This is a genomic window from Pelomonas sp. BJYL3 (assembly GCF_027257975.1).
Taxonomy (GTDB): Bacteria; Pseudomonadota; Gammaproteobacteria; order Burkholderiales; family Burkholderiaceae_C; genus Roseateles_B; species Roseateles_B flavus.
The window spans coordinates 458,509-480,785 of sequence record NZ_JANZKX010000002.1 but is presented as its reverse complement, the minus strand read 5'-3'; the positions used below and the strand labels follow the sequence as shown (position 1 = coordinate 480,785).

20 protein-coding genes are annotated in these 22,277 nt (G+C 70.5%); 13 read left to right on the top strand and 7 right to left on the bottom strand.

The genetic code is table 11. From position 1 onward, the window contains the following. Positions 1-48 precede the first annotated feature (48 nt). The 7 genes from O9Y01_RS07795 (at position 49) to O9Y01_RS07765 (ending at position 7,604) form a co-directional block, all read left to right on the top strand. The gene (locus O9Y01_RS07795) at positions 49-978 is read left to right on the top strand and encodes a transporter substrate-binding domain-containing protein (RefSeq protein ID WP_269630971.1); all 930 of its coding nucleotides are present in this window, start codon (positions 49-51) and stop codon (positions 976-978) included. Between the two features lie 35 nt (positions 979-1,013). Next, a complete protein-coding gene (locus tag O9Y01_RS07790) occupies positions 1,014-1,928 on the top strand; it encodes an amino acid ABC transporter substrate-binding protein (RefSeq protein WP_269630970.1) in 915 nt (304 codons plus the stop codon). A gap of 75 nt (positions 1,929-2,003) precedes the next feature. Beyond that, entirely contained in the window at positions 2,004-2,750 is a 747-nt protein-coding gene (locus O9Y01_RS07785) for an amino acid ABC transporter permease (protein ID WP_269630969.1), read from the top strand. After that, the gene (locus O9Y01_RS07780) at positions 2,747-3,409 is read left to right on the top strand and encodes an amino acid ABC transporter permease (RefSeq protein WP_269630968.1); all 663 of its coding nucleotides are present in this window, start codon (positions 2,747-2,749) and stop codon (positions 3,407-3,409) included. The genes O9Y01_RS07785 and O9Y01_RS07780 overlap by 4 nt, the downstream gene beginning before the upstream one ends. 9 nt (positions 3,410-3,418) lie before the next feature. After that, positions 3,419-4,153 carry an amino acid ABC transporter ATP-binding protein gene (locus O9Y01_RS07775; RefSeq protein ID WP_269630967.1) on the top strand — a complete coding sequence of 245 codons (735 nt, stop codon included), beginning with the start codon at positions 3,419-3,421 and terminating at the stop codon, positions 4,151-4,153. 222 nt (positions 4,154-4,375) lie between these two features. Continuing rightward, positions 4,376-6,220 (top strand): sensor histidine kinase, encoded by a 1,845-nt coding sequence (locus O9Y01_RS07770; RefSeq protein WP_269630966.1) that lies wholly within the window; start codon positions 4,376-4,378, stop codon positions 6,218-6,220. A gap of 10 nt (positions 6,221-6,230) precedes the next feature. Further along, positions 6,231-7,604: a sigma-54-dependent transcriptional regulator gene (locus O9Y01_RS07765; protein WP_269630965.1), complete on the top strand. Its 1,374-nt coding sequence runs from the start codon at positions 6,231-6,233 to the stop codon at positions 7,602-7,604. A gap of 16 nt (positions 7,605-7,620) precedes the next feature. On the opposite strand, the gene O9Y01_RS07760 is transcribed toward O9Y01_RS07765, so the two are convergent. Continuing rightward, entirely contained in the window at positions 7,621-8,139 is a 519-nt protein-coding gene (locus tag O9Y01_RS07760; protein ID WP_269630964.1) for a hypothetical protein, read from the bottom strand. A 116-nt stretch (positions 8,140-8,255) separates the two neighbouring features. Here O9Y01_RS07760 and O9Y01_RS07755 point away from each other — a divergent pair, with 116 nt between their 5' ends. The 4 genes from O9Y01_RS07755 (at position 8,256) to O9Y01_RS07740 (ending at position 12,095) form a co-directional block, all read left to right on the top strand. Beyond that, a complete protein-coding gene (locus O9Y01_RS07755; protein ID WP_269630963.1) occupies positions 8,256-8,960 on the top strand; it encodes a response regulator transcription factor in 705 nt (234 codons plus the stop codon). Then, positions 8,950-10,311, top strand: coding sequence for an ATP-binding protein (locus O9Y01_RS07750; RefSeq protein ID WP_269630962.1), 1,362 nt, complete (start codon positions 8,950-8,952; stop codon positions 10,309-10,311). The genes O9Y01_RS07755 and O9Y01_RS07750 overlap by 11 nt, the downstream gene beginning before the upstream one ends. Before the next feature lie 43 nt (positions 10,312-10,354). Further along, positions 10,355-11,053 carry a YciI family protein gene (locus O9Y01_RS07745; RefSeq protein WP_269630961.1) on the top strand — a complete coding sequence of 233 codons (699 nt, stop codon included), beginning with the start codon at positions 10,355-10,357 and terminating at the stop codon, positions 11,051-11,053. Positions 11,054-11,264: 211 nt separating this feature from the next. Continuing rightward, positions 11,265-12,095, top strand: coding sequence for a hypothetical protein (locus O9Y01_RS07740; RefSeq protein WP_269630960.1), 831 nt, complete (start codon positions 11,265-11,267; stop codon positions 12,093-12,095). Between the two features lie 6 nt (positions 12,096-12,101). Here the strand turns inward: O9Y01_RS07740 and O9Y01_RS07735 are convergent, their stop codons facing one another. Together O9Y01_RS07735 and purB are read right to left on the bottom strand one after the other, a co-directional pair. Then, a complete protein-coding gene (locus O9Y01_RS07735; protein WP_269630959.1) occupies positions 12,102-13,301 on the bottom strand; it encodes an MFS transporter in 1,200 nt (399 codons plus the stop codon). Positions 13,302-13,344: 43 nt separating this feature from the next. Further along, complete coding sequence (gene purB / locus O9Y01_RS07730) at positions 13,345-14,712, bottom strand: adenylosuccinate lyase (RefSeq protein WP_269630958.1); 1,368 nt, start codon at positions 14,710-14,712, stop codon at positions 13,345-13,347. A gap of 182 nt (positions 14,713-14,894) precedes the next feature. On the opposite strand from purB, the gene O9Y01_RS07725 reads away from it, so the two are divergent. Then, a complete protein-coding gene (locus tag O9Y01_RS07725; RefSeq protein ID WP_269630957.1) occupies positions 14,895-17,618 on the top strand; it encodes a polysaccharide deacetylase family protein in 2,724 nt (907 codons plus the stop codon). A 40-nt stretch (positions 17,619-17,658) separates the two neighbouring features. Continuing rightward, positions 17,659-18,171 carry a hypothetical protein gene (locus O9Y01_RS07720; protein ID WP_269630956.1) on the top strand — a complete coding sequence of 171 codons (513 nt, stop codon included), beginning with the start codon at positions 17,659-17,661 and terminating at the stop codon, positions 18,169-18,171. 6 nt (positions 18,172-18,177) lie between these two features. Here O9Y01_RS07720 and O9Y01_RS07715 read toward each other — a convergent pair whose 3' ends face one another. The 4 genes from O9Y01_RS07715 to O9Y01_RS07700 all read right to left on the bottom strand — a co-directional run bounded on the left by O9Y01_RS07715 (position 18,178) and on the right by O9Y01_RS07700 (position 22,119). Next, positions 18,178-19,074 (bottom strand): alpha/beta hydrolase, encoded by an 897-nt coding sequence (locus O9Y01_RS07715; RefSeq protein WP_269630955.1) that lies wholly within the window; start codon positions 19,072-19,074, stop codon positions 18,178-18,180. Positions 19,075-19,220: 146 nt separating this feature from the next. Then, complete coding sequence (locus O9Y01_RS07710; protein ID WP_269630954.1) at positions 19,221-21,122, bottom strand: M56 family metallopeptidase; 1,902 nt, start codon at positions 21,120-21,122, stop codon at positions 19,221-19,223. Next, positions 21,119-21,523 (bottom strand): BlaI/MecI/CopY family transcriptional regulator, encoded by a 405-nt coding sequence (locus O9Y01_RS07705; protein ID WP_269630953.1) that lies wholly within the window; start codon positions 21,521-21,523, stop codon positions 21,119-21,121. The genes O9Y01_RS07710 and O9Y01_RS07705 overlap by 4 nt, the downstream gene beginning before the upstream one ends. Before the next feature lie 41 nt (positions 21,524-21,564). Beyond that, positions 21,565-22,119, bottom strand: a complete 555-nt coding sequence (locus O9Y01_RS07700) for a GNAT family N-acetyltransferase (RefSeq protein WP_269630952.1) — start codon at positions 22,117-22,119, stop codon at positions 21,565-21,567. Positions 22,120-22,277: the final 158 nt, after the last annotated feature.

Here is a 22,277-nt window from a genome sequence, read left to right as displayed (position 1 = left end):
AACTCAGGGTTTTCACCAGCTGGCATGCCCTCTGCATGACGGAGGCCCATGCTGCGCCGCCTCGCCTCCCTGCTGCTGACCCTGCCCCTGCTGGCCGGCGGCGCCGTGGCGGCCGATCCCGTGGCGGGCAAGGACGCGAGCCCGCTGCTGGCCCAGAGCGAGACTCTCAAGCGCATTGCCGCCACCGGCACCATCAACCTGGGCCACCGCGAGTCCTCAGTGCCCTTCTCCTACTATGACCAGCGCCGCCAGGTGGTGGGCTACTCGCAGGACCTGATGCTCAAGGTGGTCGAGGGCATCCGCCAGGAGCTCAAGCTGCCGGCCCTCACCCAGCGCCTGGTGCCCGTGACCTCGCAGAACCGCATGTCGCTGGTGCAGAACGGCACCGTGGACCTGGAATGCGGCTCCACCTCCAATACCCTGGCGCGGCAGAAGCAGGTCGCCTTCTCGGTCTCCATCTTCATCGTCAGCACCCGCATGCTGGTGCGCCGGGACTCGCCGCTGCAGGAGTTCGCCGACCTCGCCGGCCGCCGTGCCGTGGTCACCGCCGGCACCACGTCGGAGCGCCTGCTGCGCGCCTGGAACGAGACCCACGGCGGGCGCATCCAGCTGCTCTCGGCCCGCGACCACGGTGAGGCCTTCCAGTCCCTGGAGACGGGCAAGGTCGACGCGCTCATGCTGGACGACGCCCTGCTGCTGGGCGAGCGCGCCAAGGCCAGCCAGCCCGAGGACTGGCGCCTCACCGGCGCGCCCATGAGCTCGGAGGTCTATGGCTGCATGCTGCGCCGCGAGGATCCCGGCTTCAAGACGCTGGTCGACCGCGAGCTGAGCCGCCTCATGCAGAGCGGCGAGGCGCTGAAGATCTACCAGCGCTGGTTCCAGCGCCCCATCCCGCCCAAGGGACTGAACCTCAACTGGCCGCCCACCGAGGCCCTGCTGCAGCTCTACCGCCAGCCCTCGGACCGCGCCCTGCAATGAATCCCCCTCCAACAAATCAAGAGACAGGTATCCGCATGAAGACGTCCCTCCGCACCTCCGCCCTGGCCACGCTGCTGGGCCTGGCCGCCCTGAGCGCCGCGCCCGCCCGCGCCGAGGACACGCTGAAGAAGATCAAGGACAGCGCCACGCTGACCCTGGGCGTGCGCGAGTCCAGCGGCGCGCTCTCCTACACCCTGGGCGACGGCAAGTACGTGGGCTACCACGTGGAGATCTGCCAGAAGGTGGCCGCCGCCGTGCAGAAGCAGCTGGGCCTGGCCAAGCTGGAGATCAAGTACCAGCCGGTGACCTCGCAGAACCGCATCCCCCTGGTGCAGAACGGTGCGGTGGACCTGGAATGCGGCTCCACCACCAACAACCTGACCCGCCAGAAGGACGTGGCCTTCGCCGTGACCACCTTCGTGGAAGAGGTGCGCATCGCCGTCAAGGCGAACTCGGGCATCGCCAACATCGGCCAGCTGGCCGGCAAGACCGTGGCCACCACCACCGGCACGACCTCGGTCCAGACGCTGCGCAAGCACGAGCGCGCCACTGGCGTGGAGTTCAAGGAGGTCTTCGGCAAGGACCACGCCGACAGCTTCCTGCTGCTGGAGTCCGGCCGTGCCGACGCCTTCGTGATGGACGGCTCCCTGCTGGCCGGCCTGATCGCCAAGGCCAAGAACCCGGCGGACTTCAAGATCGTGGGCGAGGTGCTGTCGGTCGAGCCCATCGCCATCATGTTCCGCAAGGACGACCCCGCCTTCAAGAAGGCCGTGGACGACACCCTGGTCGCGATGATGAAATCCGGCGAGATGGCCAAGCTCTATGACAAGTGGCTGATGCAGCCCATCCCCCCGACCAACAGCCGTGTGGGCCTGCCGATGAGCGAGAACCTGAAGGCCGCGCTCGCCGCACCGAACGACAAGCCCATGGAAGCCTACGCCAAGAAGTAAGGCCCAGGACCGCGGCCCCACCGGGAGCCACGGTACGGGAGCAGGCAAGACCTGACCCCACAGGAAAGGATCCCCATGACATTCGAATGGCAGGAACTCTGGTGCAAGGACACCGTCGAAGGGACGGTCGTCCAGGGCTGCTTCGGCCAGCCCGGCACGCAGACCTATCTGGACTGGCTGCTCTCGGCCTGGGGCTGGACCCTGGCCGTCTCGGCCATCGGTCTGGTCATCGCCCTGGTGCTGGGCTCGCTGATGGGGGTGCTGCGCACCGGCCCGAACCGCAAGCTCGCCTTCCTGGGCGAGGCCTGGACCGAGCTGTTCCGCAACATCCCGCTGATCGTGCAGCTGTTCCTGTGGTTCTTCGTGGCGCCGGAGTTCATTGCGCCGATGAAGAGCCTGCCCAGCTTCCTGATCGCGGCCATCGGCCTGGGCTTCTTCACCTCGGCACGGATCTCCGAGCAGGTGCGGGCCGGCATCCAGAGCCTGCCGCGCGGCCAGAAGGCGGCCGGCCTGGCCCTGGGCCTGACCCTGCCCCAGACCTACCGCCACATCTTGCTGCCGGTGGCCTTCCGCATCATCGTGCCGCCGCTGACCAGCGAGGCCATGAGCATCGTCAAGAACAGCTCGGTGGCCTTCGCGCTGTCGGTGCTGGAGCTGACGCAGTTCGCGCGCCAGGTGGGTGAGGAAACCTCCCGCCCCACCGAGGTCTACGCCATGGTGACCCTGCTGTACTTCCTGTCCGCCTTTGCGGTCTACCTGCTTTCCGCCCTGCTCGAACGCTGGGTGCGGGTGCCAGGTCTTGCCGGAGCGGGTCACAAATGAATCTCGACTTCTCCTTCCTGACCGGCGAGTTCCTGCGCGCCTTCATCGCCAAGGGCTTCATCTTTTCCATCCAGCTGACCCTGGTGGCCATGGTGGGCGGCATCCTGCTGGGCACGGTGCTGGCGCTGATGCGGCTGTCCAGCCACCGCTGGCTCAGCGCGCCGGCAGCCGCCTACGTGAACCTGCTGCGCTCCATCCCGCTGGTGATGGTGATCCTGTGGTTCTTCCTGCTGGTGCCCCTGCTCACCGGGCCCATCAGCGCGGAGCTCTCGGCCTTCATCACCTTCACGCTCTTCGAGGCGGCCTACTACGCCGAGATCATGCGCGCCGGCGTGCAGAGCGTGCCCAAGGGCCAGACCTATGCGGCCTTCGCCCTGGGCATGAACTACCGCCAGGCCATGGCCCTGGTGGTGCTGCCGCAGGCCTTCCGCAACATGCTGCCGGTGCTGCTGACGCAGACCATCATCCTGTTCCAGGACACCTCCCTGGTCTACGCCATCGGTGCCTATGACCTGCTCAAGGGCTTCGAGGTGGCCGGCCGCAACTTCAACCGCCCGGTGGAGACCTATCTGCTGGCTGCGGGCCTCTACTTCGTGATCTGCTTCAGCCTCTCCATGCTCGTGCGCCGGCTGCAGCGTCGTATCCAAATCATTCGCTGAGGTCGACCCATGATCCAGATCCAGAACGTTTCCAAGTGGTACGGCAGCTTCCAGGTGCTGACCGACTGCACGACCAGCATCCAGAAGGGCGAGGTCGTGGTGGTCTGCGGGCCGTCGGGCTCGGGCAAGTCCACCCTGATCAAGACCGTCAACGCGCTGGAGCCCTTCCAGCAGGGCGACATCGTGGTGGACGGCATCTCCCTGGCCGACCCCAAGACCAACCTGCCCAAGCTGCGCTCGCGCGTGGGCATGGTGTTCCAGCATTTCGAGCTCTTCCCGCATCTCTCGGTGACGGACAACCTGACGCTCGCGCAGATCAAGGTGCTGGGCCGCAATGCCGACGATGCCAGGACCCGCGGCCTGAAGATGCTGGACCGCGTGGGCCTCTCCGCCCACAAGGACAAGTTCCCCGGCCAGCTCTCCGGCGGCCAGCAGCAGCGCGTGGCCATCGCCCGGGCCCTGTCCATGGACCCCATCGTGATGCTCTTCGACGAGCCCACCTCGGCGCTGGACCCGGAGATGGTCGGCGAGGTGCTGGACGTGATGGTGCAGCTGGCCAACGAGGGCATGACCATGATGTGCGTCACGCACGAGATGGGCTTCGCCAAGAAGGTCAGCCACCGGGTGATCTTCATGGACGCCGGCAAGATCGTCGAGGACTGCCGCAAGGAGGACTTCTTCGGCAAGCCCGAGGAGCGCTCCGCACGGGCCCGCGACTTCCTCTCGAAGATCCTGAACCATTGACCCCCCCTACTCGCTTCGCGGTCGTGCCGACCACGCCGGGCCAGAGGCCCGCCCCTTCGGCAGGCACCAAGTGCATGCCCTTGGTGTCCGGCCTCAGCCCCCCGAGGGGGCGCATGCGACGGCCCGGCAGAGCCGGATCCGCGCACGCCGTGCCTGTGGGGCTGGCCACCTTCGGTGGCTCCGCCCCGTCCATGCCGAAGTACTGAGCATGCTGGTGTTCGCATGAAAAGAGGTCTGCGCATCCTGCTCGGCTCGCTGGCCGCGGCGCTGCTCGTCGGCGGCGCCGGCTGGCTGGCCTATACCGCCAGCCTGCGCCAGGGCACGGAGGCGCTGCGGCGCGAGTCCAACCACCAGCTGGAGCTCTTCGCCGCCGCGGCGGAGGGGGTGATCAAGCGGCAGGAATCCATCCCCGCCACGCTGCAGCTGAGCCCGGAAGTGCTGGCCCTGCTGCGCGAGCCGCAGTCGCCCGCGCGCGTCGAGGCGGCCGCCCTGTACCTGCGCCGTCTCAACGCCCACCTGGGCAGCCTGGAGCTCTTTGTCCAGAACCAGCAGGGCCAGGTGCTGGCCTCCAGCGAGCCGGGCCTGCTGGGCGAGGACCTCTCCTTCCGCCCCTATTTCCTTGAGGCCCTGGCCGGCCGCGTGGGTCGGCACTTCGCCATCGGCACGCGGGACGGGCGGCCGGGCTACTACGTCTCGCACCCCATCCACGACGGCGCCCGCGTGGTGGGCGTGGCGGCCATCAAGATCAAGCTGGACCCCATCAACGAGGCCTGGGCCACCCTGGGCTCGCCGGCCCTGCTGGCGGATTCCAACCAGGTGGTCATCCTCTCCTCCGAGCCCGCCTGGCGCTACACCAGCCTGGCCGAGCTGAGCGTGGACCAGCGCGTGGACCTGCAGCTTTCGCGCCTCTATGCCGCCCAGCCCCTGCCGCGCTTCCCGCTGCAGGTGGACCTGCGGGTGGACGAGGACAGCCAGGTGGTCGAGGGGGTGCTGCCCAACGGCCTGGGCGCGGCCGCTTCCGCACCGCGGCTGGCCAGCCGCGCCATGCTGGTGATGGGCCGCACGCTCAACGGCATGGACTGGCGGCTGATGATGTTCAGCGACCTGCGCCCCGTGCGCCAGCAGGCCAGCACCCATGGCCTGCTCGCAAGCCTGGGCCTGGGCGTGGTGCTGCTGAGCGCCCTGATCCTGCTGCAGCGCCGCCGCATCCTGCGCCAGAAGCTGGAGGCCCATGCCGAGCTGGAGGACCAGGTGGCGCGGCGCACGCAGGCCCTGTCCGAGGCCAATGCCCAGCTCGCCCAGGAGGTGACCGAGCGCCAGCAGGCCGAGGCCACCCTGCGCCGCGCGCAGGACGAACTGGTGCACGCCGGCAAGATGGCCGCGCTGGGGCAGCTGGCCACGGGCATCACGCACGAGCTGGCCCAGCCGCTGGGTGCCATCCGCACCCTGGCCGGCAATGCGCTGGAGTTCATGCGCCGCGAGGACCTGCGCTCGGTGCAGGGCAATCTCGAGATCCTCACGCGCCTGGCCGATCAGATGGGCCAGATCATCCAGCCGCTCAAGGGCTTCGCCCGCAAGAGCCAGGCGCGCCCGCAGCGCTGTGACGTGGGCCAGGCCCTGGGCAATGCCCTCTTCCTGCACGACCAGCGCATCCGCCAGCAGCAGGTGCAGCTGGAACGCACACTGGAGCCCGGCCAGGTCTTCGCCTTCTTCGACCCCAACCGCCTGGAGCAGGTGCTGCTGAACCTCATCGGCAATGCCCTGGACGCCGTGCAGGGCCAGGACGAGCCCGTGATCCAGGTGCAGGCCCTGCAGGGCGGGGGTCAGGTCTTGCTGCTGGTGCGGGACAGCGGCCCCGGCCTGGGCGAGGAGGCCCTGCAGCGCCTGTTCGAGCCCTTCTTCACCACCAAGGAGCAGGGCGTGGGGCTGGGCCTCGGGCTGGCCATCTCCCGCGACATCGCCCGCGAAGGCGGCGGCGAGCTGGAGGCCCGCAACCATCCGCAGGGCGGCGCGGAGTTCATCCTGCATCTGCCGGCCGACGACACCCCTGCGCCCGCCCAGGCCTGACAATGCAGCCATGAGCCTGCCGCCCCACCCCGAGCTGTCCGTCCTGCTGGTCGAGGACGATCTGCACATGCAGCTGGGCTGCGTCCAGGCCCTGCAGCTGGCCGGCCTGACGGCCCGCGCGGTGGTCTCGGTCGAGGAGGCCCGGCCGCTGCTGCATGCAGGCTTTGCCGGCGTGGTCGTCACCGACATGCGCCTGCCCGGCGCCGACGGCCTGAGCCTCGTCCGCCACTGCCAGGACATGGACGCCGCCCTGCCCGTCATCATGATCACCGGCCATGGCGACGTCAGCCTGGCGGTGGAGGCGATGCGGGCCGGCGCCTATGACTTCATCCCCAAGCCCTTCTCGCCCGAGCATCTGGTCGAGGTGGTGCGCCGCGCCCTGGACAAGCGCCGCCTGACGCTGGAGGTCGCCCAGCTGCGCGAGGCCCTGGCCCGGCGCGACGGCGTGGCCGGCCAGCTGGTGGGGCGTTCGCCGCAGATCGAGGCCGTGCGCCAGCTGGTGGCGCGCGTGGCGGAGTCGCGGGTGGACGTGCTGATCCGCGGCGAGACCGGCACCGGCAAGGAGCTGGTCGCCCAGGCCCTGCACGAGCTCTCCGCGCGCCGCGGCGGCCCCTTCGTGGCCCTCAACTGCGGCGGCCTGCCCGAGACCCTGCTGGACAGCGAGCTCTTCGGCCACGAACCCGGCGCCTTCACCGGCGCGCAGAAGCGGCGCATCGGCAAGATCGAGCATGCCAGCGGCGGCACCCTGTTCCTGGATGAGGTCGAGAGCATGCCCATGGCCGCGCAGATCAAGCTGCTGCGCGTGCTGCAGGAGCGCCAGATCGAGCGCCTGGGCTCCAACCAGCCCCTGCCCGTGGACTGCCGCGTGGTGGCCGCGAGCAAGGACGACCTGCTGGAGAAGTCCCGTCAGGGCAGCTTCCGCAGCGACCTCTACTACCGCCTCAACGTGGTGACCATCGACCTCCCGCCCCTGCGCGAGCGGCGCGAGGACATCCCCCTGCTGCTGGAGCACTTCCTGCTGCTGGCCGCCAGCCGCTATGGCCTGGCCGTGCCCACGGTCAGCGTCACCCAGCTGCGCACCCTCACCGCCCACCACTGGCCCGGCAATGTGCGCGAGCTGCGCAATGTGGCCGACTGCCTGGTGCTGGGCGTGCGCAGCGATGTGCTGGGCGACGCGCAGAACGAGGCCAACGCGGACGCGCCGGCGCCCCAGGCCCTCTCGCTGGCCGAGACGGTGGAGGACTTCGAGAAGAGCCTCATCCGCGAGGCCCTGCAGCGCCACGGCGGCAACATCGCCCGCAGCGCCCAGGCCCTGCGCACGCCCAAGACCACGCTGGCGGACAAGATCCGCAAGTACGGCCTGAACGCCGGCGATGGCAGCTGAGGGCGGCCCCGACGCTTCAGTCGCTCACCCAGACATGCCGCCATCCGGCGGACGTGGGGCAGAACACGGCGGCGGCTGACTCCGGACTGTCCAGGCGCAGGCCGTCGACAGCACAGGCCAGGGGGCTCTGCTCGCCGGGCTCCATTCCCTCAGCCAGGGCTGGCGTGCGCAGATAGCGTCCTGCGGGTGCCGTGCTCAGCGTAGGCAGGCGGTCACGGCGGGACGGCCGCAGCAGCACCTCCAGCTGCCAGGAGGACGCATGCGGCTGCGCCAGCACCAGCTCCATGGCGGCCCCGTCGCGGCTCGGGAGGACCACGGCCACAGCGGTCTTACCGCCCCATCGGCCCCTGAGCACCCCGGGGCAGGCACCCTTTGCATCGGGATAGTCCCCGGCAGACGGCAAACGGTACTGCGGCGCCTGCGCAGCCACGCTGGCCTGCAGCGAGCGGGGCAGCTGCGTGAGGCATGGATCGGCTTGTGCGGCACCTGCCAGCGCCAGCCCCAGCCAGACCAGCCCTTGAACCCTGTGCTTCATACCCTTCATCCTCCCTGGACCTGCCGGGTCGGCAGTGCCCGGATTGTGGAAGACCGGCGTGGCCCATGCCCATCGTCACCCCTGCGGACGGGCGCTGTTCCGTACACTGCGGCCCCATGGACCCCGCACGCATCCTCCTCGTGGAAGACGACGACCGCCTGGCCGCGCTGGTGGCCGAGGCGCTGCGCAAGGCCGGCTATGCCGTCGACTGCTGTGGTGACGGCGCCGAGGGCGAGGCGCGGCTGCGCGCTGAGGCCTACGACGTCGTGCTGCTGGACGGCCATCTGCCCGGCAAGGACGGCTTCGACGTGCTGCGCGACGTGCGCCGCGACTTCAAGGGCCGCATCGTCATGCTGACCGCCCGCGACGACGACATCGACCAGGTCCTGGGCCTGGAAGGCGGGGCCGACGACTACATCACCAAGCCCGTCGCACCCCGCGTGCTGCTGGCCCGGCTCAAGGCCCTGCTGCGCCGCGACGTGCCGGCCGCGCCCAGCGAGGCCGGCCCGGCCGAGGCGGGAGACGAGATGGACTTCGGCCCCGTGCAGATCCGCCCGGCCGCCCGCGAACTGCGCGTGCAGGGCGAGGCCGTGGAGCTGACCACGGCCGAGTACGAGCTGCTGCTCTTCCTGGCGCGCCGTGCGGGCCAGGTCGTCTCGCGCGAGGACATCATGCAGGGCCTGCGCGGCCTGGAGTTCGACGGCCTGGACCGCGCCATCGACGCCCGCGTCTCGCGCCTGCGCCGCAAGCTGGGCGACGATGCGCATGCGCCGGAGCGCATCAAGACGGTCCGCGGCCAGGGCTATCTTTTTGTCCCCTGACGCCATGCCGCGCTGGCTGCGCCTGCCCCGTTTCAAGCCCTCGCCCCTGGCGCGCATCGCGCTGGGCCTGGGCCTGGCGGTGCTGACGCTGATGCTGATGGCCCAGGGCCTCGTGGCGGTGGCCGTCGACCAGTTCACGGCGGACTACGTCAAGCGCTTCATGCGCGGCACGGTGGACGTGCTGGTCAATGAGCTCCGCCCCTTGGACCACAAGGCCCGCGAGGCCCGCGTCCGCCAGCTGGACCAGACCTTCGCCTATCCCGTCAGCCTGGTGCGCATGCAGGACCTCAGCGGCGCGCGCCAGGAGCAGCTGCTGCGCGGCGAGCTGGTGGTGGCGGGCCTCAACCGGCGGGTCTACGCGCGGCTGGATCCCAAGGGCGATGCCGTGCTGCAGCTGGGCCCGCTCAATGCCGACTGGCAGCCGGGGGAGTCCTGGCAGCTGCCGCGCGAGCTGTGGCTTCAGTTGCTCACGGGCCTGGCCCTGTCCATCGCGGTGATGGGCCTGGCCTGGTGGCTGCTGCGCCCGGCCTGGCGGGACCTGCGCGAGCTGCAGGCCGCCGCCGACCAGATCAGCGCCGGCCACTTCGACACCCCCCTGCCACGCCCGCGCAGCCGCCTCTTCGCGCCGCTGGCCCATGCCATCCGCTCCACGCTGCAGCGTCTGGCCTCGGCCCTGGCCAGCCAGCGCGAGCTGACCGGCGCGGTCTCGCATGAGCTGCGCACGCCGCTGGCGCGCCTGCGCTTCGCCATCGACGCCCTGATCGACGAGGACGACGCGGCCCGGCGCGAAGCCCAGGTCCAGGCCTGCGAGCGCGACATCGAGGAGCTCGAGGGTCTGATCGACGCCAGCCTCATGCTCGCCCGCCTGGACACCGGCGCCCTCAGTGCCAAGCCCGAGCCCGGGGACCTGACCGAGCTGCTGGTGCAGGAGTCCGAGAGCCTGCGCCCGCTCCTGGACGGCAAGGACCTCAGCCTGCTTCTGAAGCTGCCCGATGCCGCCCTGCCCTTTGACGCCCAGATCCTGCCCTATGCCCTGCGCAACGGCCTGCGCAATGCGGCCCGCCATGCGCGCTCGCGCATCTGCCTGCAGGCCTGGCTGGACCAGGGCCAGATCTGGCTGGCCATCGACGACGACGGCGAGGGCGTGCCCGAGGCCCTGCGCGAGCTGGTCTTCACCCCGTTCAAGCGCCTGGAGCGCCACCGCCGCTCGCGCGGCTTCGGCCTGGGCCTGGCCATCGTGCGGCATGTGGCCGAGAGCCATGGCGGCGAGGCCCTGATGCAGCGCGCGCCCGAGCTGGGCGGCGCCCGCCTGCTGATCCGCTGGCCGCAGCAGCTGCCCCCGGGGCGTTGAAGCCGCGGCTATGCTCCCCCCATCCCGCCTCCAGGAGCTCGCCATGCAAAGACGCACCGCGCTGAAAGCCGCCGGCCTGACCGCCCTCACGGCCGCGATGGCCCTGCCACCGGCCCTTGCGGACGAAGCGCCCCCGCCGGTGCCCGTGCCCGGCCGCGACTGGTTCGTTTTCCTGGAGCGTGGCGTGCCCACCCCGCCGGACAAGGAACGGGTCATGGCCATGCAGAAGGGCCATATCGAGAACTTCGGCCGCCTCTTCGCGGCGGGCAAGCTCTTTGCGGCCGGCCCCATGCGCGACCCGTCCCAGCTCAAGCGCGGCATCGTGGTGGTGCGCGCGCCCGACCTGGACGCGCTGCGCGCCTACTTCACCGAGGACGAGTACGTGGCCCTGGGCCACATGACGCTCAACGCCCAGCCCTGCGTGGTGAAGAAGGCACTGAACACCACCGGCCTGAACCTGAAGAAGATCGTCGAGAACCGCATCGTGATGCTGTCCGGCGTCGCAGCGCTGCGCCCCGAGGAACGCCAGCAGCTCGAGGCCGCGCTGCAGGCCCTGGTCGACGAGGGCACGCTGGGCGCCTGGTATGCGATGCAGGCCGGGCCCATCGACCACGTGCTCTTCCGCGCCGGCAATGACGAGGCCCCGCTGCAGGCCGCCCTGGCGCGCCTGCCCGGCCGCACGGACGAGCGCCTGCAGGCGGCCGTCTGGGGCCAGTGGTTCGCGGAAGGCGTGGTGCGCTGAGGGATCAGCCGGCAGCACGCACTCGTTCCGCGCTCCGAACTCATCCGCCCCTGGTGTTCACTTCATCCTTCGTTGAGTCGATGTCATCTGCTGTGCTTGCCAACTTTTAAGGAGATGAACAGAGATGAGGCCGCGTGCTACGCCGAAGCTCGATAGCCTTCATGAGCTGGCATCGCGCCTGCACCAAGTCACAAGGGGGCGAATGCTCGTCATGTCTACTCACACTTCTTCGATCGAGCATCGCGTGATGCATGCTGGGCTGCCCTATTGCACGCAGGTTCAGTTGGCGCAGGACATGGACGGTGACATTTCAGAGGTCACGTGCACGCTGCATGTCACGCTGGGTGACACGACCTTGCTGGATCTTGGCGTCGTCGGGGCCAATGCCGACGAAACGCTGGAAAGCGCCTTCCAGTCGGTCCAATCCCGCCGAGCGGACTTGCCAGACGTTGATTCAACGCTCGCGGCCATTGCCAGCATTCACCGCGCCAACTCGTCGGCCAGCCACAACGAATCGGCCTCCCAGCGACAAGCTGCTGCAGACAGTCGCCTGGTGCTCAAGTACTGGACCCAGCCACCGAGCGCCTCGGCCCTCATTCCCCTGTGGATCCGCGTTTCCCAGCCGCAGCAGCAGGCAGCGGCTGCTGGAACAGCGCATGCATTTCGGTGTGAAGTGGGGGCGACGCCCTTGTTGGCTGAGGGCATCATGGTTCACGCAGAATCGCCGGCGCACGCCTTGCGGGACGCCCTCGACATCGTCGCGGGCTTGCTGCACGTGTTGTATGTGAGGGGCTGGGCCGTCAGTCTTTCATCAGATCCCATGGACAAGGCATCGCTTGTCACGCCTCAAGCGCCTGCCCTCGACAGGCTCCAACAGATCGTCGCTCATGCCGGCGTCAACACAGGCGGTCTCAGCAGGCTGTTGACCCAGCGAGACGCGCCTTTGCCAGAGGAGCTGCTCGACATGGCGAACGTGTTGCTGGCCGCGACGAAGCGCCTCGATGCCGGCACCGGGAACCGGTCGGAGGGGCTGGCGGAGTGAACGAACTCAGCCACGCAGCCGCAGCTTCAGCGCCGCCAGCGCCAGCACGCTGCACAGCCCGCCCATCGCGAAGGTGCTGCCCGGGCCCAGGGCGTCCCACAGCCAGCCGGCCAGGCCGCCCGACACCAGCATGGCCAGGCCGCAGAAGAGGTTGAAGAAGCCATAGGCCGTGCCGCGCAGCGAGGCCGGCGCCACCTCGGCCACCAGGGCGGCCAGCAGGCCCTGGCTCATGCCCAGGTGCACACCCCACAGGGCCACGCCGGCCAGCACCCAGGGCCAGCCCTGTGCCCAGCCCAGCAGGGCCTGCGAGGCCAGCAGCACGAGCAGGCTCCAGGCCAGCAGCTGCGTCACCGGCAGGCGGTCGGCCAGCTTGCCGAAGGGGTAGGCGCAGGCGGCATAGACCACGTTCATGGCCACCATCACCAGGGGCACCAGGGCCAGGGGGATGCCCTGCTGCTGGGCGCGCAGGACCAGGAATGCCTCGCTGAAACGGGCCAGCGTGAAGAGCGCGCCCAGGCCCGCCACCCACCAGAACGCGGCCCCCAGCTGCGCCAGCTGTGCACGGCTCAGGGGGTTGGGCCGATGGGCGGCCGGCGGCGGTGCCGGCTCCCGCACGCCCACCGCCAGCAGCAGCACGCAGGCCACGGCCGGCAGGCAGGCGACCCAGAACACGGCGCGGAAATCGCCCGCCCACAGCAGCATCAATGCCGCGGCCAGCAGGGGGCCGAGGAAGGCGCCGACGGTGTCCAGCGACTGGCGCAGGCCGAAGGCCGCCCCACGCAGTTCGGGCGGCGCGATATCGGCCACCAGCGCATCGCGCGGGGCGCCGCGCAGGCCCTTGCCGATGCGGTCGCTGAGCCGCGCGGTGACCAGCAGGCCGGCGCCCGGGGCCAGCGCGAACAGCGGCTTGCTGAGCGCGCCCAGGCCGTAGCCCAGCAGGGCCAGGGGCTTGCGCCGCCCCCAGTGGTCGCTGAGCATGCCGGAGAAGATCTTGACGATCAGCGCCGTGGCCTCGGCCGCGCCCTCGATGAGGCCCACGGCCGTGGCGCTCATCCCCAGGCTGCCCACCATGAACAGCGGCAGCAGGCTGTGGATCATCTCCGAGGAGATGTCCATCAGCAGGCTCACGAAGCCCAGCACCCAGATGGCGCCGGGGATGCGGCGCAGGGTGGCGAAGCGGGCGGTGTCGGTGTGGGGGGGGCTCACGGGGTGGCTCATGAAGTGAGCTTCCGTGCCGCCCCGCGCCCGTTCAGATGCGGCGGGCCAGGGACTCGGCCGTGCCGGTGTAGCCGCCCGGCGTCAGTGCGAGCAGGCGGGCCTTCTCGGCCTCGGGCAGCTCCAGGCCGCGGATGAAGTCCTGGATGGACTCGCGGGTGATGGCCTTGCCGCGGGTCAGCTCCTTCAGGCGCTCGTAGGGGTTGGGCAGGGCGTAGCGGCGCATCACGGTCTGGATGGGCTCGGCCAGCACTTCCCAGGCGGCGTCGAGGTCGGCGGCCAGCGCGGCCTCGTTGACCTCCAGCTTGTCCAGGCCCTTGAGCAGAGAGTCGTAGCCCAGCAGCGCGTAGCCCAGGCCCACGCCCATATTGCGCAGCACGGTGGAGTCGGTCAGGTCACGCTGCCAGCGGCTGATGGGCAGCTTCTGGCTCAGGTGGGTCAGCACGGCGTTGGCCAGGCCGAAATTGCCCTCGGCGTTCTCGAAGTCGATGGGGTTGACCTTGTGCGGCATGGTCGAGGACCCGATCTCGCCGGCCTTGGTGCGCTGCTTGAAGTAGCCCAGGGAGACGTAGCCCCAGACGTCGCGCGACCAGTCGATCAGGATGGTGTTGGCGCGGGTCACCGCGTCGAACAGCTCGGCCATGTAGTCGTGCGGCTCGATCTGGATGGTGTAGGGGTTGAAGGTGAGACCCAGCTGCTGCTCGATCACGCGCTGGCTGAAGGCCTCCCAGTCGAAGGCGGGCCAGGCGCTGAGGTGGGCGTTGTAGTTGCCCACGGCGCCGTTCATCTTGGCCAGCAGCTTGACGTCGGCGATGCGGGTGCGCGCATTGCGCAGGCGGGCCACGACGTTGGCGATCTCCTTGCCCACGGTGGTGGGGCTGGCGGTCTGGCCGTGGGTGCGCGAGAGCATGGGCACGGCGGCCAGGGTGTGGGCCATGCCGGTGAGCTTGGTCGTGATGCGGTCCAGCGTGGGCAGGATCACGTCCTGGCGGGCGGCCTTGAGCATCAGGCCGTGGCTGGTGTTGTTGATGTCCTCGCTGGTGCAGGCGAAGTGCACGAACTCGCCGGCGGCCTTCAGCTCCGCGTGGCTCTCGAAGCGGGACTTGATCCAGTACTCGACGGCCTTGACGTCGTGGTTGGTGGTCTTCTCGATGTCCTTGATGGCCTGGGCATCGGCCTCGGCGAAGTTCGTCACCAGGGCGCGCAGCAGCTCGCGGGCGCCGGCGGACAGGGGCTTGAACTCGTCAAAGCCGGCATCGGACAGGGCGATGAACCACTCGACCTCGACCTGCACGCGGCGGTGCATCAGGCCGAACTCGGACAGCAGCGGGCGCAGGCTGCCCATGCGCGAGGCATAGCGGCCGTCCAGGGGAGACAGGGCGGTGAGGGCGGAGAGGTTCATGGCGGGAGCCGGCCGCGAAGCCGGAACAGAGCGAGGGCAAACCCGCGGATTTTAGCGTTGCGCCAGTGCAGGCGTCCGTGGCGTGCGTCGCGCCTGGGCAGGACGGGCTTCGCGCCGGGTCACAATCCGGGCCGCGCCCGGCATCGCTTCGGGCCGCCTGCATCATGAAGAGGGAGTCCGATTTGTCGTCCGTCACCACCCCCTGGCGCCTGAGCCTGCTCGCCGGCTTGCTGCTGACCGCGGGCCTCACGCTGAGCGCCTGCCAGCGCCCCGGCACCCCGAACGCCGGCCCGGCGCTGTCCGCGTCCGCGGCGGCCTCCGCCGCGCAGACCGCGCCCAGCCTCACGGCCAAGGCCGACGCCCTGCTGGCCCTGCACCGTCAGATGGTCGTGCTGATGGACGGCGAGGCCGCGCTCAAGCCCGCCGAGCGCGAGGCCGTCTCCAGCGTGGGCCTGATGCTCTTCCACGACCTGCAGAAGGGCCAGCGCGCCCTGGTGGAGCAGGCCTTCGCCAAGGACGCCTCGCTGGACGCGCTGGCGCAGCTGCTGGACCGCATCGAGGGCGAACCCAGCTGGTTCGACGCCGACCGCCTGGCCTTCAAGGACCTGCTGCTGCAGCTGCAGCAGCGCCTGGGCGCCAGCCAGAGCATCGCCGGGCTGAAGCTGGCCAAGCGCGCGCAGGAAGACCTGGCCGTGCTGGCCGAGGTGGAGCAGGCCTACGAGCGCGAGCTGCGCGACACCTTCGGCCGCTTCGCCCAGCGCGGCATCGAGCTCAAGCGCGAGAAGTGGACGGACTACGTCGCCAAGCTCAAGACGATCTACAGCCGCGAGCAGATCCTCAAGGACTACGCCACCATCCTGCCCTCGGCGCAGGCCAGGCCCAGCGCCGGCAAGAGCGAGCGCGAACTCTTCGGCCAGCAGCTGCCCGAGAAGACGGTGCTGCTCAGCTTCGACGACGGCCCGCACGGCCGCTACACCGACGAGATCCTGGAGATCCTGCAGCGCTACCAGGCGCCCGCGATTTTTTTCGAGCTGGGGCAGAACCTCGGCAGCGTCGACGCCCAGGGCCAGGTGAAGCCCGGGCCCGGCAGCGACGTCGCCAAGCGCGTGCTCGCCGCCGGCCACCAGCTGGCCAACCACAGCTTCACCCACGGGCTGATGTCCAAGTTCGCGCAGGAACAGGTGCGTGACGAGGCCGCGCACACCGAGGCCCTGCTGGACAAGGCCGGCCGCAGCGGCCAGGCGCTCTTCCGCTTTCCCTACGGTGCGCGCAACGACCAGGCGCTGGACACCATCGAGGCCCTGAAGCTGCGCTCGATGATGTGGAACATCGACTCGCTGGACTGGTCCGACCCCATCCCCAAGTCCATCGCCGCCCGCGTGATCGGCGAGGTGCAGAAGCAGCAGCGGGGCATCATCCTCTTCCACGACATCCATGCCCGCACCGTCCAGGCCCTGCCCCTGGTGCTGGACCAGCTGGTGGCCGAGGGCTACAAGTTCGCCAGCTGGAAGGACGGTCAGTTCCTCAGCGCCGACCGCAAGCCCCTCGAGACGGGGGACACCCAGCTCAGCGGCGCCGCGCTCTACCGCGACAGCCATGCGCTGATCATCGGCATCGACCAGTACCAGCGCTGGCCGCGCCTGCAGCACGCCGGCCGCGACGCGAAGGCCATGCAGGAGACGCTGCAGACCCGCTTCGGCTTCCGCGCCGAGAACGTCAAGCTGCTGCTGGACGGCGAGGCCACGCGGGCCAACATCCTGCGCGCGCTGAACAAGCTCTCGGGCAAGGAGCTCAAGCGCGACGACCGCGTCTTCGTCTTCTTCGCCGGTCATGGCAGCACGCGCAAGCTGCCCAGCGGGCGCGAGGTGGGCTATGTGATCCCGGTCGACGCCGGCCTGGACGACCTGCAGACCGACGCCATCGCCATGCCCCAGCTGCAGGAGCTGGGCGAGGCGCTGCCGGCCAAGCATGCGCTGTTCGTGATCGATGCCTGCTACTCGGGCCTGGGCCTGACGCGCGGCGGCGGCGCCTCGAACAGCAACAACTTCATCCGCGACAACGCCCGCCGCCTGGGCCGCCAGATGATGACGGCCGGCGGCACCGACCAGCAGGTGGCCGACGACGGCCCCGGCGGCCACTCGGTCTTCACCTGGACCCTGCTGCAGGCCCTCGCCGGCAAGGCCGACCTCAACGGCGACGGCCTCATCACCGCCACCGAGCTGGCCGCCTATGTGGCGCCGGCCGTGTCCGCCGTGGCCCACCAGACGCCGGCCTTCGGCAGCCTGCCGGGCTCGGAGGGCGGCGAGTTCGTCTTCGAGCTGGCGGCCACGCCCGAGCAGGCGCTCAGCGGCGACAGCGGCCAGCTCGACGCCCAGGCCTCCGCCCTGGCCAAGCGCCTGGACGAGGCCAAGACCGCCGCGCAGGCGCCCAGCGCCAAGGCCGTGCAGGTCAAGCTGCAGGGCCTGGACGGCAAGGAGGTCGCCATTGCCGCGCCCACCGCCAAGGTGGACCCCGGCGCCCGCGTGGCCGCCCAGCGCGCCAATGACCGCGGCCTGCAGCTCTACAAGGAGCGCCGCTACGAAGAGGCCGAGGCCGCCTTCACTGAGGCCCTGAAGCTGCAGCCCCGCTTCGCGCTGGCGGCCAACAACCTGGGCTTCATCTACTACAAGCGCGGCAAGCCCGTGGAGGCGGCGCGCTGGTACCAGAAGGCCATCGAGATGGACGGCAGCCGCGCGCTGGCCTGGCTGAACCTGGGCGATGCCCAGCTGCAGGCCGGTGACGAGGCCGCGGCCCTGGCCGCCTACAAGAGCTTTGTGGAGCTGGCCCCGCAGCATGCCCGCAGCGCCGAGCTGCGCGCCTGGATCGAGAAGCCCGACGCGGCGCACCGGCCCAAGCCGGCGGCCTGAGCCGGCACCTGCATCCAGCCTCCTGCGAGAAGCCCATCCCATGACCCAAGCCCCCTCCCCCGCCCCGGCGCCGCAAGGCCGCCGCTGGGCCACCCTCACCGCCATCCGCACCCGGACCATGGTGGTGTCCGTCTGCGCCCTGGCCGCCACGCTGTGGCAGGGCTATGCCATCCAGAAGCACAACCGGCTGATGGTGCAACCCATCCTGGACACCGAGCTCAACACCGAGCTCGACGGCAGCTGGGTGCTGCTGGTGCAGAACAGCGGCCTGGGTCCGGCGCGGGTGACGCGGGCCGACATCCAGGTGGACGGCAAGCCCCAGCCCAGCACGGCCGCCGCCGCCCGGGCCTTGGGGCTGGACCCGGCCTGCATGGGCTCGGGCTCGCTGGTGCACTTCTACCGCGTCAACCAGCGGCAGATGGTGCTGTCCTCGGCAGGGCCGGGCTGCACGCTGAAGCCGGACGCGCTGGAGGCGCTGCTTCAGCGCCTGTCCATCACGCTCCATTACGAGTCGCTCTACGGCGATCCAGCGGTGCACCAGGTACTCCGCTGAGGGCGCTCAGCGCCGCGGCAGCGCCCAGCGCAGGCCGCGCACCATGGCGCTGGGGAAGGCGGAGAGGTGGTCCTCGTCCGGGATGATCTGGCTCTGCACCTGCACGCCGGGCAGCTGCGCCAGCAGGCGCTCGAAGCGGCGCACATTGCCGACGATGTCGCCATCGGCCTCCCGCCCCGGCCGCGGGCGCCGGCCCGGCGCCGCCTGCTCCTTGGCGCCGGCCAGCAGCAGCACCTGGGCCTTCAGCGGCTGGCGCTTCGCGGCCAGCTGCGCCGCCTCGCGCAGCACGCGCTCCTGGTCGTACCACAGCGACGGGCTGCTGAGGATGTAGCGCTGGAACAGGTCCGTGTGATGCAGCAGCACATGCGCACCGAACAGGCCGCCGTAGGAGTGGCCGGCGAAGTAGCGCCGTGAAGGGTCGGCCTGCGGCACATGGGTGGCGAGATAGGGCAGCACCTCCTCGCGGATGAAGCGCACATAGGCCTCGGCCTCGCCGTAGCGGGTGCTGCTGTCCTCGTCCTTCGAGGCGCGCTGGCTGGGCGTGTAGTCGCGGTTGCGGCTCACCGTGGCGCTGTCGCCCAGGGCATAGGACAGGCCCACCAGCACCATCTGCTGGGACTGCGGCCCCTCGTGGCCCAGGCGCCGGCTCATCGCGCGGATCACCGGGAAGGCCACCGGCGCGTCGGTGACGAAGAGCAGCGGCAGGCGGGCGCCGGCCTCGCTCTCGGGCGGCAGGCCGATGTAGAGCTCGTAGTCCCGCTGCAGCAGGCGCGAGTGCAGGCGGTGGACCTCGGTGCGGTCCAGGGCATAGGCGGCGGGCGTGGCCTGGGCACCGACCTCTGGCGGCCAGCTCAGCGGCAGCAGACAGCAGACCATCAGGAAGAGACGCAAGAGCGGGGGCATGGAACTCCAGTGCAGCGATCGAAGAGGCAGGCGGCAGCCCAGCCCGGGCCTGCCGGGCTGTCTGCGCAGGAACTGAGGAAGTGAGGAAGCGGGTGGAGGCGGCGCGGGCCACCCACCGGGGCCCGCGCCAGTTGACGCTCAGCGGCTCAGCGACCCAGCGAGCGGCGGATGGCCGCGGCGTCCTTGAGGCGCTGGGCCGAGCCGTCGGCGTCCAGCAGCACGACGGTGACGGCCTTGCCCGCCTCCTTCATGCGCATGGTCAGGCAGCGGCCCGCCTCCTCGGTGTAGCCGGTCTTGGACAGCAGGATGTCCCAGCCCTTGCGGCCCACCAGGCGGTTGGTGTTGTGGAACTCGCGGGCCTGGCCATTGACCGGGACCCGGGCCTTGGACGCACTGGTGATGGCGTTGATCTCGCTGTAGCGGCTGGCCGCGGCGGCGATGCGTGCCATCTCACTGGCGGTGGAGACGTTCTCCGGCGACAGACCGGTGGGCTCCTGGATCACGGTGCGCTGCAGGCCCAGGCCCTGCAGCTTGCGCCGCACCGCCTGGCGGAAGGCCTCCAGGCCGCCCGGATAGGCCCGGGCCAGCGCCGAGGCCGCGCGGTTCTCCGAGGACAGCAGCGCCAGCTTCAGCGCGGCCTCACGCGGCAGGCGGCTGCCCACCTTGAGGTGCGAGGCGCTGTGCTTGAGGCGGTCCACATCTTCATCAGCAATGCGCAACTGCTCCTGCGGGTCCTGGCGCGCATCCAGCACCACCATGGCCGTCACCAGCTTGGTCAGCGAGGCGATGGGCACCGGCTCGTCGGCATCCTTGGCCATCAGCACACGGCCGCTGCCTTCCTCGATCACCACGGCATGGCGGGCGTTGACGGGCAGGCGCCAGCCGGAGGTCGTGGGCCGGGTGGGTGCGGCCAGCACGGCCGTGGGCTGCGAGGGCGCGGAAGACGCGGCCTGCAGCACGGCCTGCGCCGCCACCGCCGAGGCGGCGGGCCCCGCGGGCTCCGGCTCGGAGGCGGCGGTCGGCGGCAGGGCCGCCAGCACGGCGGCCTCTGTGCCGGCCTCGCTGCCGGCATTGACCTTGGCCTGCGCCTGGGCCAGCAGGCCGCCCAGGGCCAGCAGCAGGGCGGGCAGGGCCAGCTTCCAGGCCGGCATCAGGCGCTCGCCGGGCTGCAGCAGGCCGCGCACGCGCTGCAGCAGCAGGCCACCGTGCCGGCCTCGGGCCGCCTGCACCAGGGGCAGGACGGGCGGCTGCCATTCGCTCAGCTGCTGCAGGGCGCGGGCCAGGTCCCGCGGCTGGGCCAGGGCCTGGGCCGCCAGGGCGTCGGCCACCTGCTCGCGCTCGGCGCGCATGCGCTCGGACAGCCACCACACCACCGGGTGGAAGAAGAGCAGCGCTTCGGCCAGGCTCTGCAGCAGGTTGATGCCGTAGTCCCAGCGCCGCACATGGGCCAGCTCGTGGGCCAGCAGGGCCTCCACCAGGGCCGGGGGCATCTGGCTCAGCAGGCTGCAGGGCAGGATCACCAGGGGCCGCAGCAGGCCCAGGGCCACCGGGCCGCTGACGGCCTCCGACAGCAGCAGCCGCACCGGCCGCCTGAGCCCCAGGCGGCGGGCCAGCAGCTCCAGGCGCAGCTGCCATTCAGCGGGCGCCGGAGCGGCCGCGCGACGCAGCCCGCGCACCCACCACAGGCCACCGGCCAGACGCAGGCTCATCAGCCCCACGCCGAGAATCCAGGCCAGCACCACCTGCGGCATCAGCTCGGTGAGGGCCTGCATCCACAGCAGCTCGCTGCTGAACTCAAGGGCCTGCTCCAGCTCGCCGGGCCCGGCCACCCAGGCCTGCAGACAGGCGCTCAGGGGCAGGGCCAGGCACCACAGCAGACCGAGGCCGCAGACCAGGTAGCGGTGCCGCGCGGGCGCCTGGGCCAGCAGACGCAGCGCCCCGGCGATCAGCACGCCGATCAGCGCGCCCTGCCAGACGAAATTCAGCAGGGCCCAGCCCAGTGCGGGCAGCCAGGGGAGCGTGTCAAGAAGATCCAGGAGCTCGCTCATTCCGCGCCCCCCTGCGCCTTGTCCTGGAGCAGGCGGCGGATCTCGTCACGCTCCTTGCGGCTCACATGGCCTTTCAGCGCAGCCATCACCAGGGCCTTGCCCGAACCGGCGAAGGCCTTGGTGATGAGGTCCTTGAGCAGGCGGGTCTGCAGGGTCTGCTGCGCCTGCGCGGCGGCGTACTGGTGGGGGCGGCAGGATTCATCACGCTCGACCAGGCCCTTGGCGTGCATCAGCTGCAGCTGGCGCAGCACCGTGGCATAGCTGGCCTCGGGGCGCTCGGGGAGCAGGGCTTCGTGCACCTGGCGGGCATCGGCCGCGCCGATGCGCCACAGCACGCGCAGCAGGTCCAGCTCGGCCGGGGTCGGCTTGGGCGTGGAAAGAGGGGGGGACGCTGTCTTCATGCCGACAGCATAGATTTTCTAGAACTTTATGTCTAGAACTTTTATTCTGATGATGAGCCGGCGCCAGCCAGGCGCCAGTCCTCGCGCGTCATGCCGTAGAACTCGCCGTCCAGGTAGTCGCCGCCGGCGAACACCACGCCCCGCATCAGGCCCTCGCAATGGAAACCGGCCTTCTGCGCGACCCGGGCCGAAGCCACGTTGTCGGGCGAGAGGCTGCAGCATAGGCGGTGCAGGGGCAGGCTGCGGAAGAGGTAATCCACCAGGGCGCGCGCCGCGGCCGAGCCGTAGCCCTTGCCGCGGTCGGCCGGGTCGTAGACCGACCAGCCGATCTCGCGGGCCGTGGAATAGCGGTGCGCCAGGAAGTGCACCACATGACCCACCACGCGCCCCTCCGCGTTGACGATCATCAGCCGTTCCATGTCCTCGCTGGAAAAGCCGTTGTCCCGGAAGCGCTGCCACAGCGCGGCCGGCGCGGTGACACGCCCCGGCGCGAAGGCGCCCCGCCAGGCCGGGTCGGTCACGGCCCGGATCAGCAGGGGCATGTCGTCCTCGCAGACGTGGCGCAGGGTGATGGCGGGAAAGGCAGCGGGGGTCATGGGGCGGGAGGCAGCGGATGCACCCATCCGGGGATGGCAGGGGCGCGCAAGAGTGTCCCGGACCGGGCGGGCGCTGGCAAGCCGTGCTTTCCTCCCCTTCAGCAATCCCCCATGCGAGGCCCGGATTGCGCCCCCGCTGTCAGCTGAGACGCCGGGCT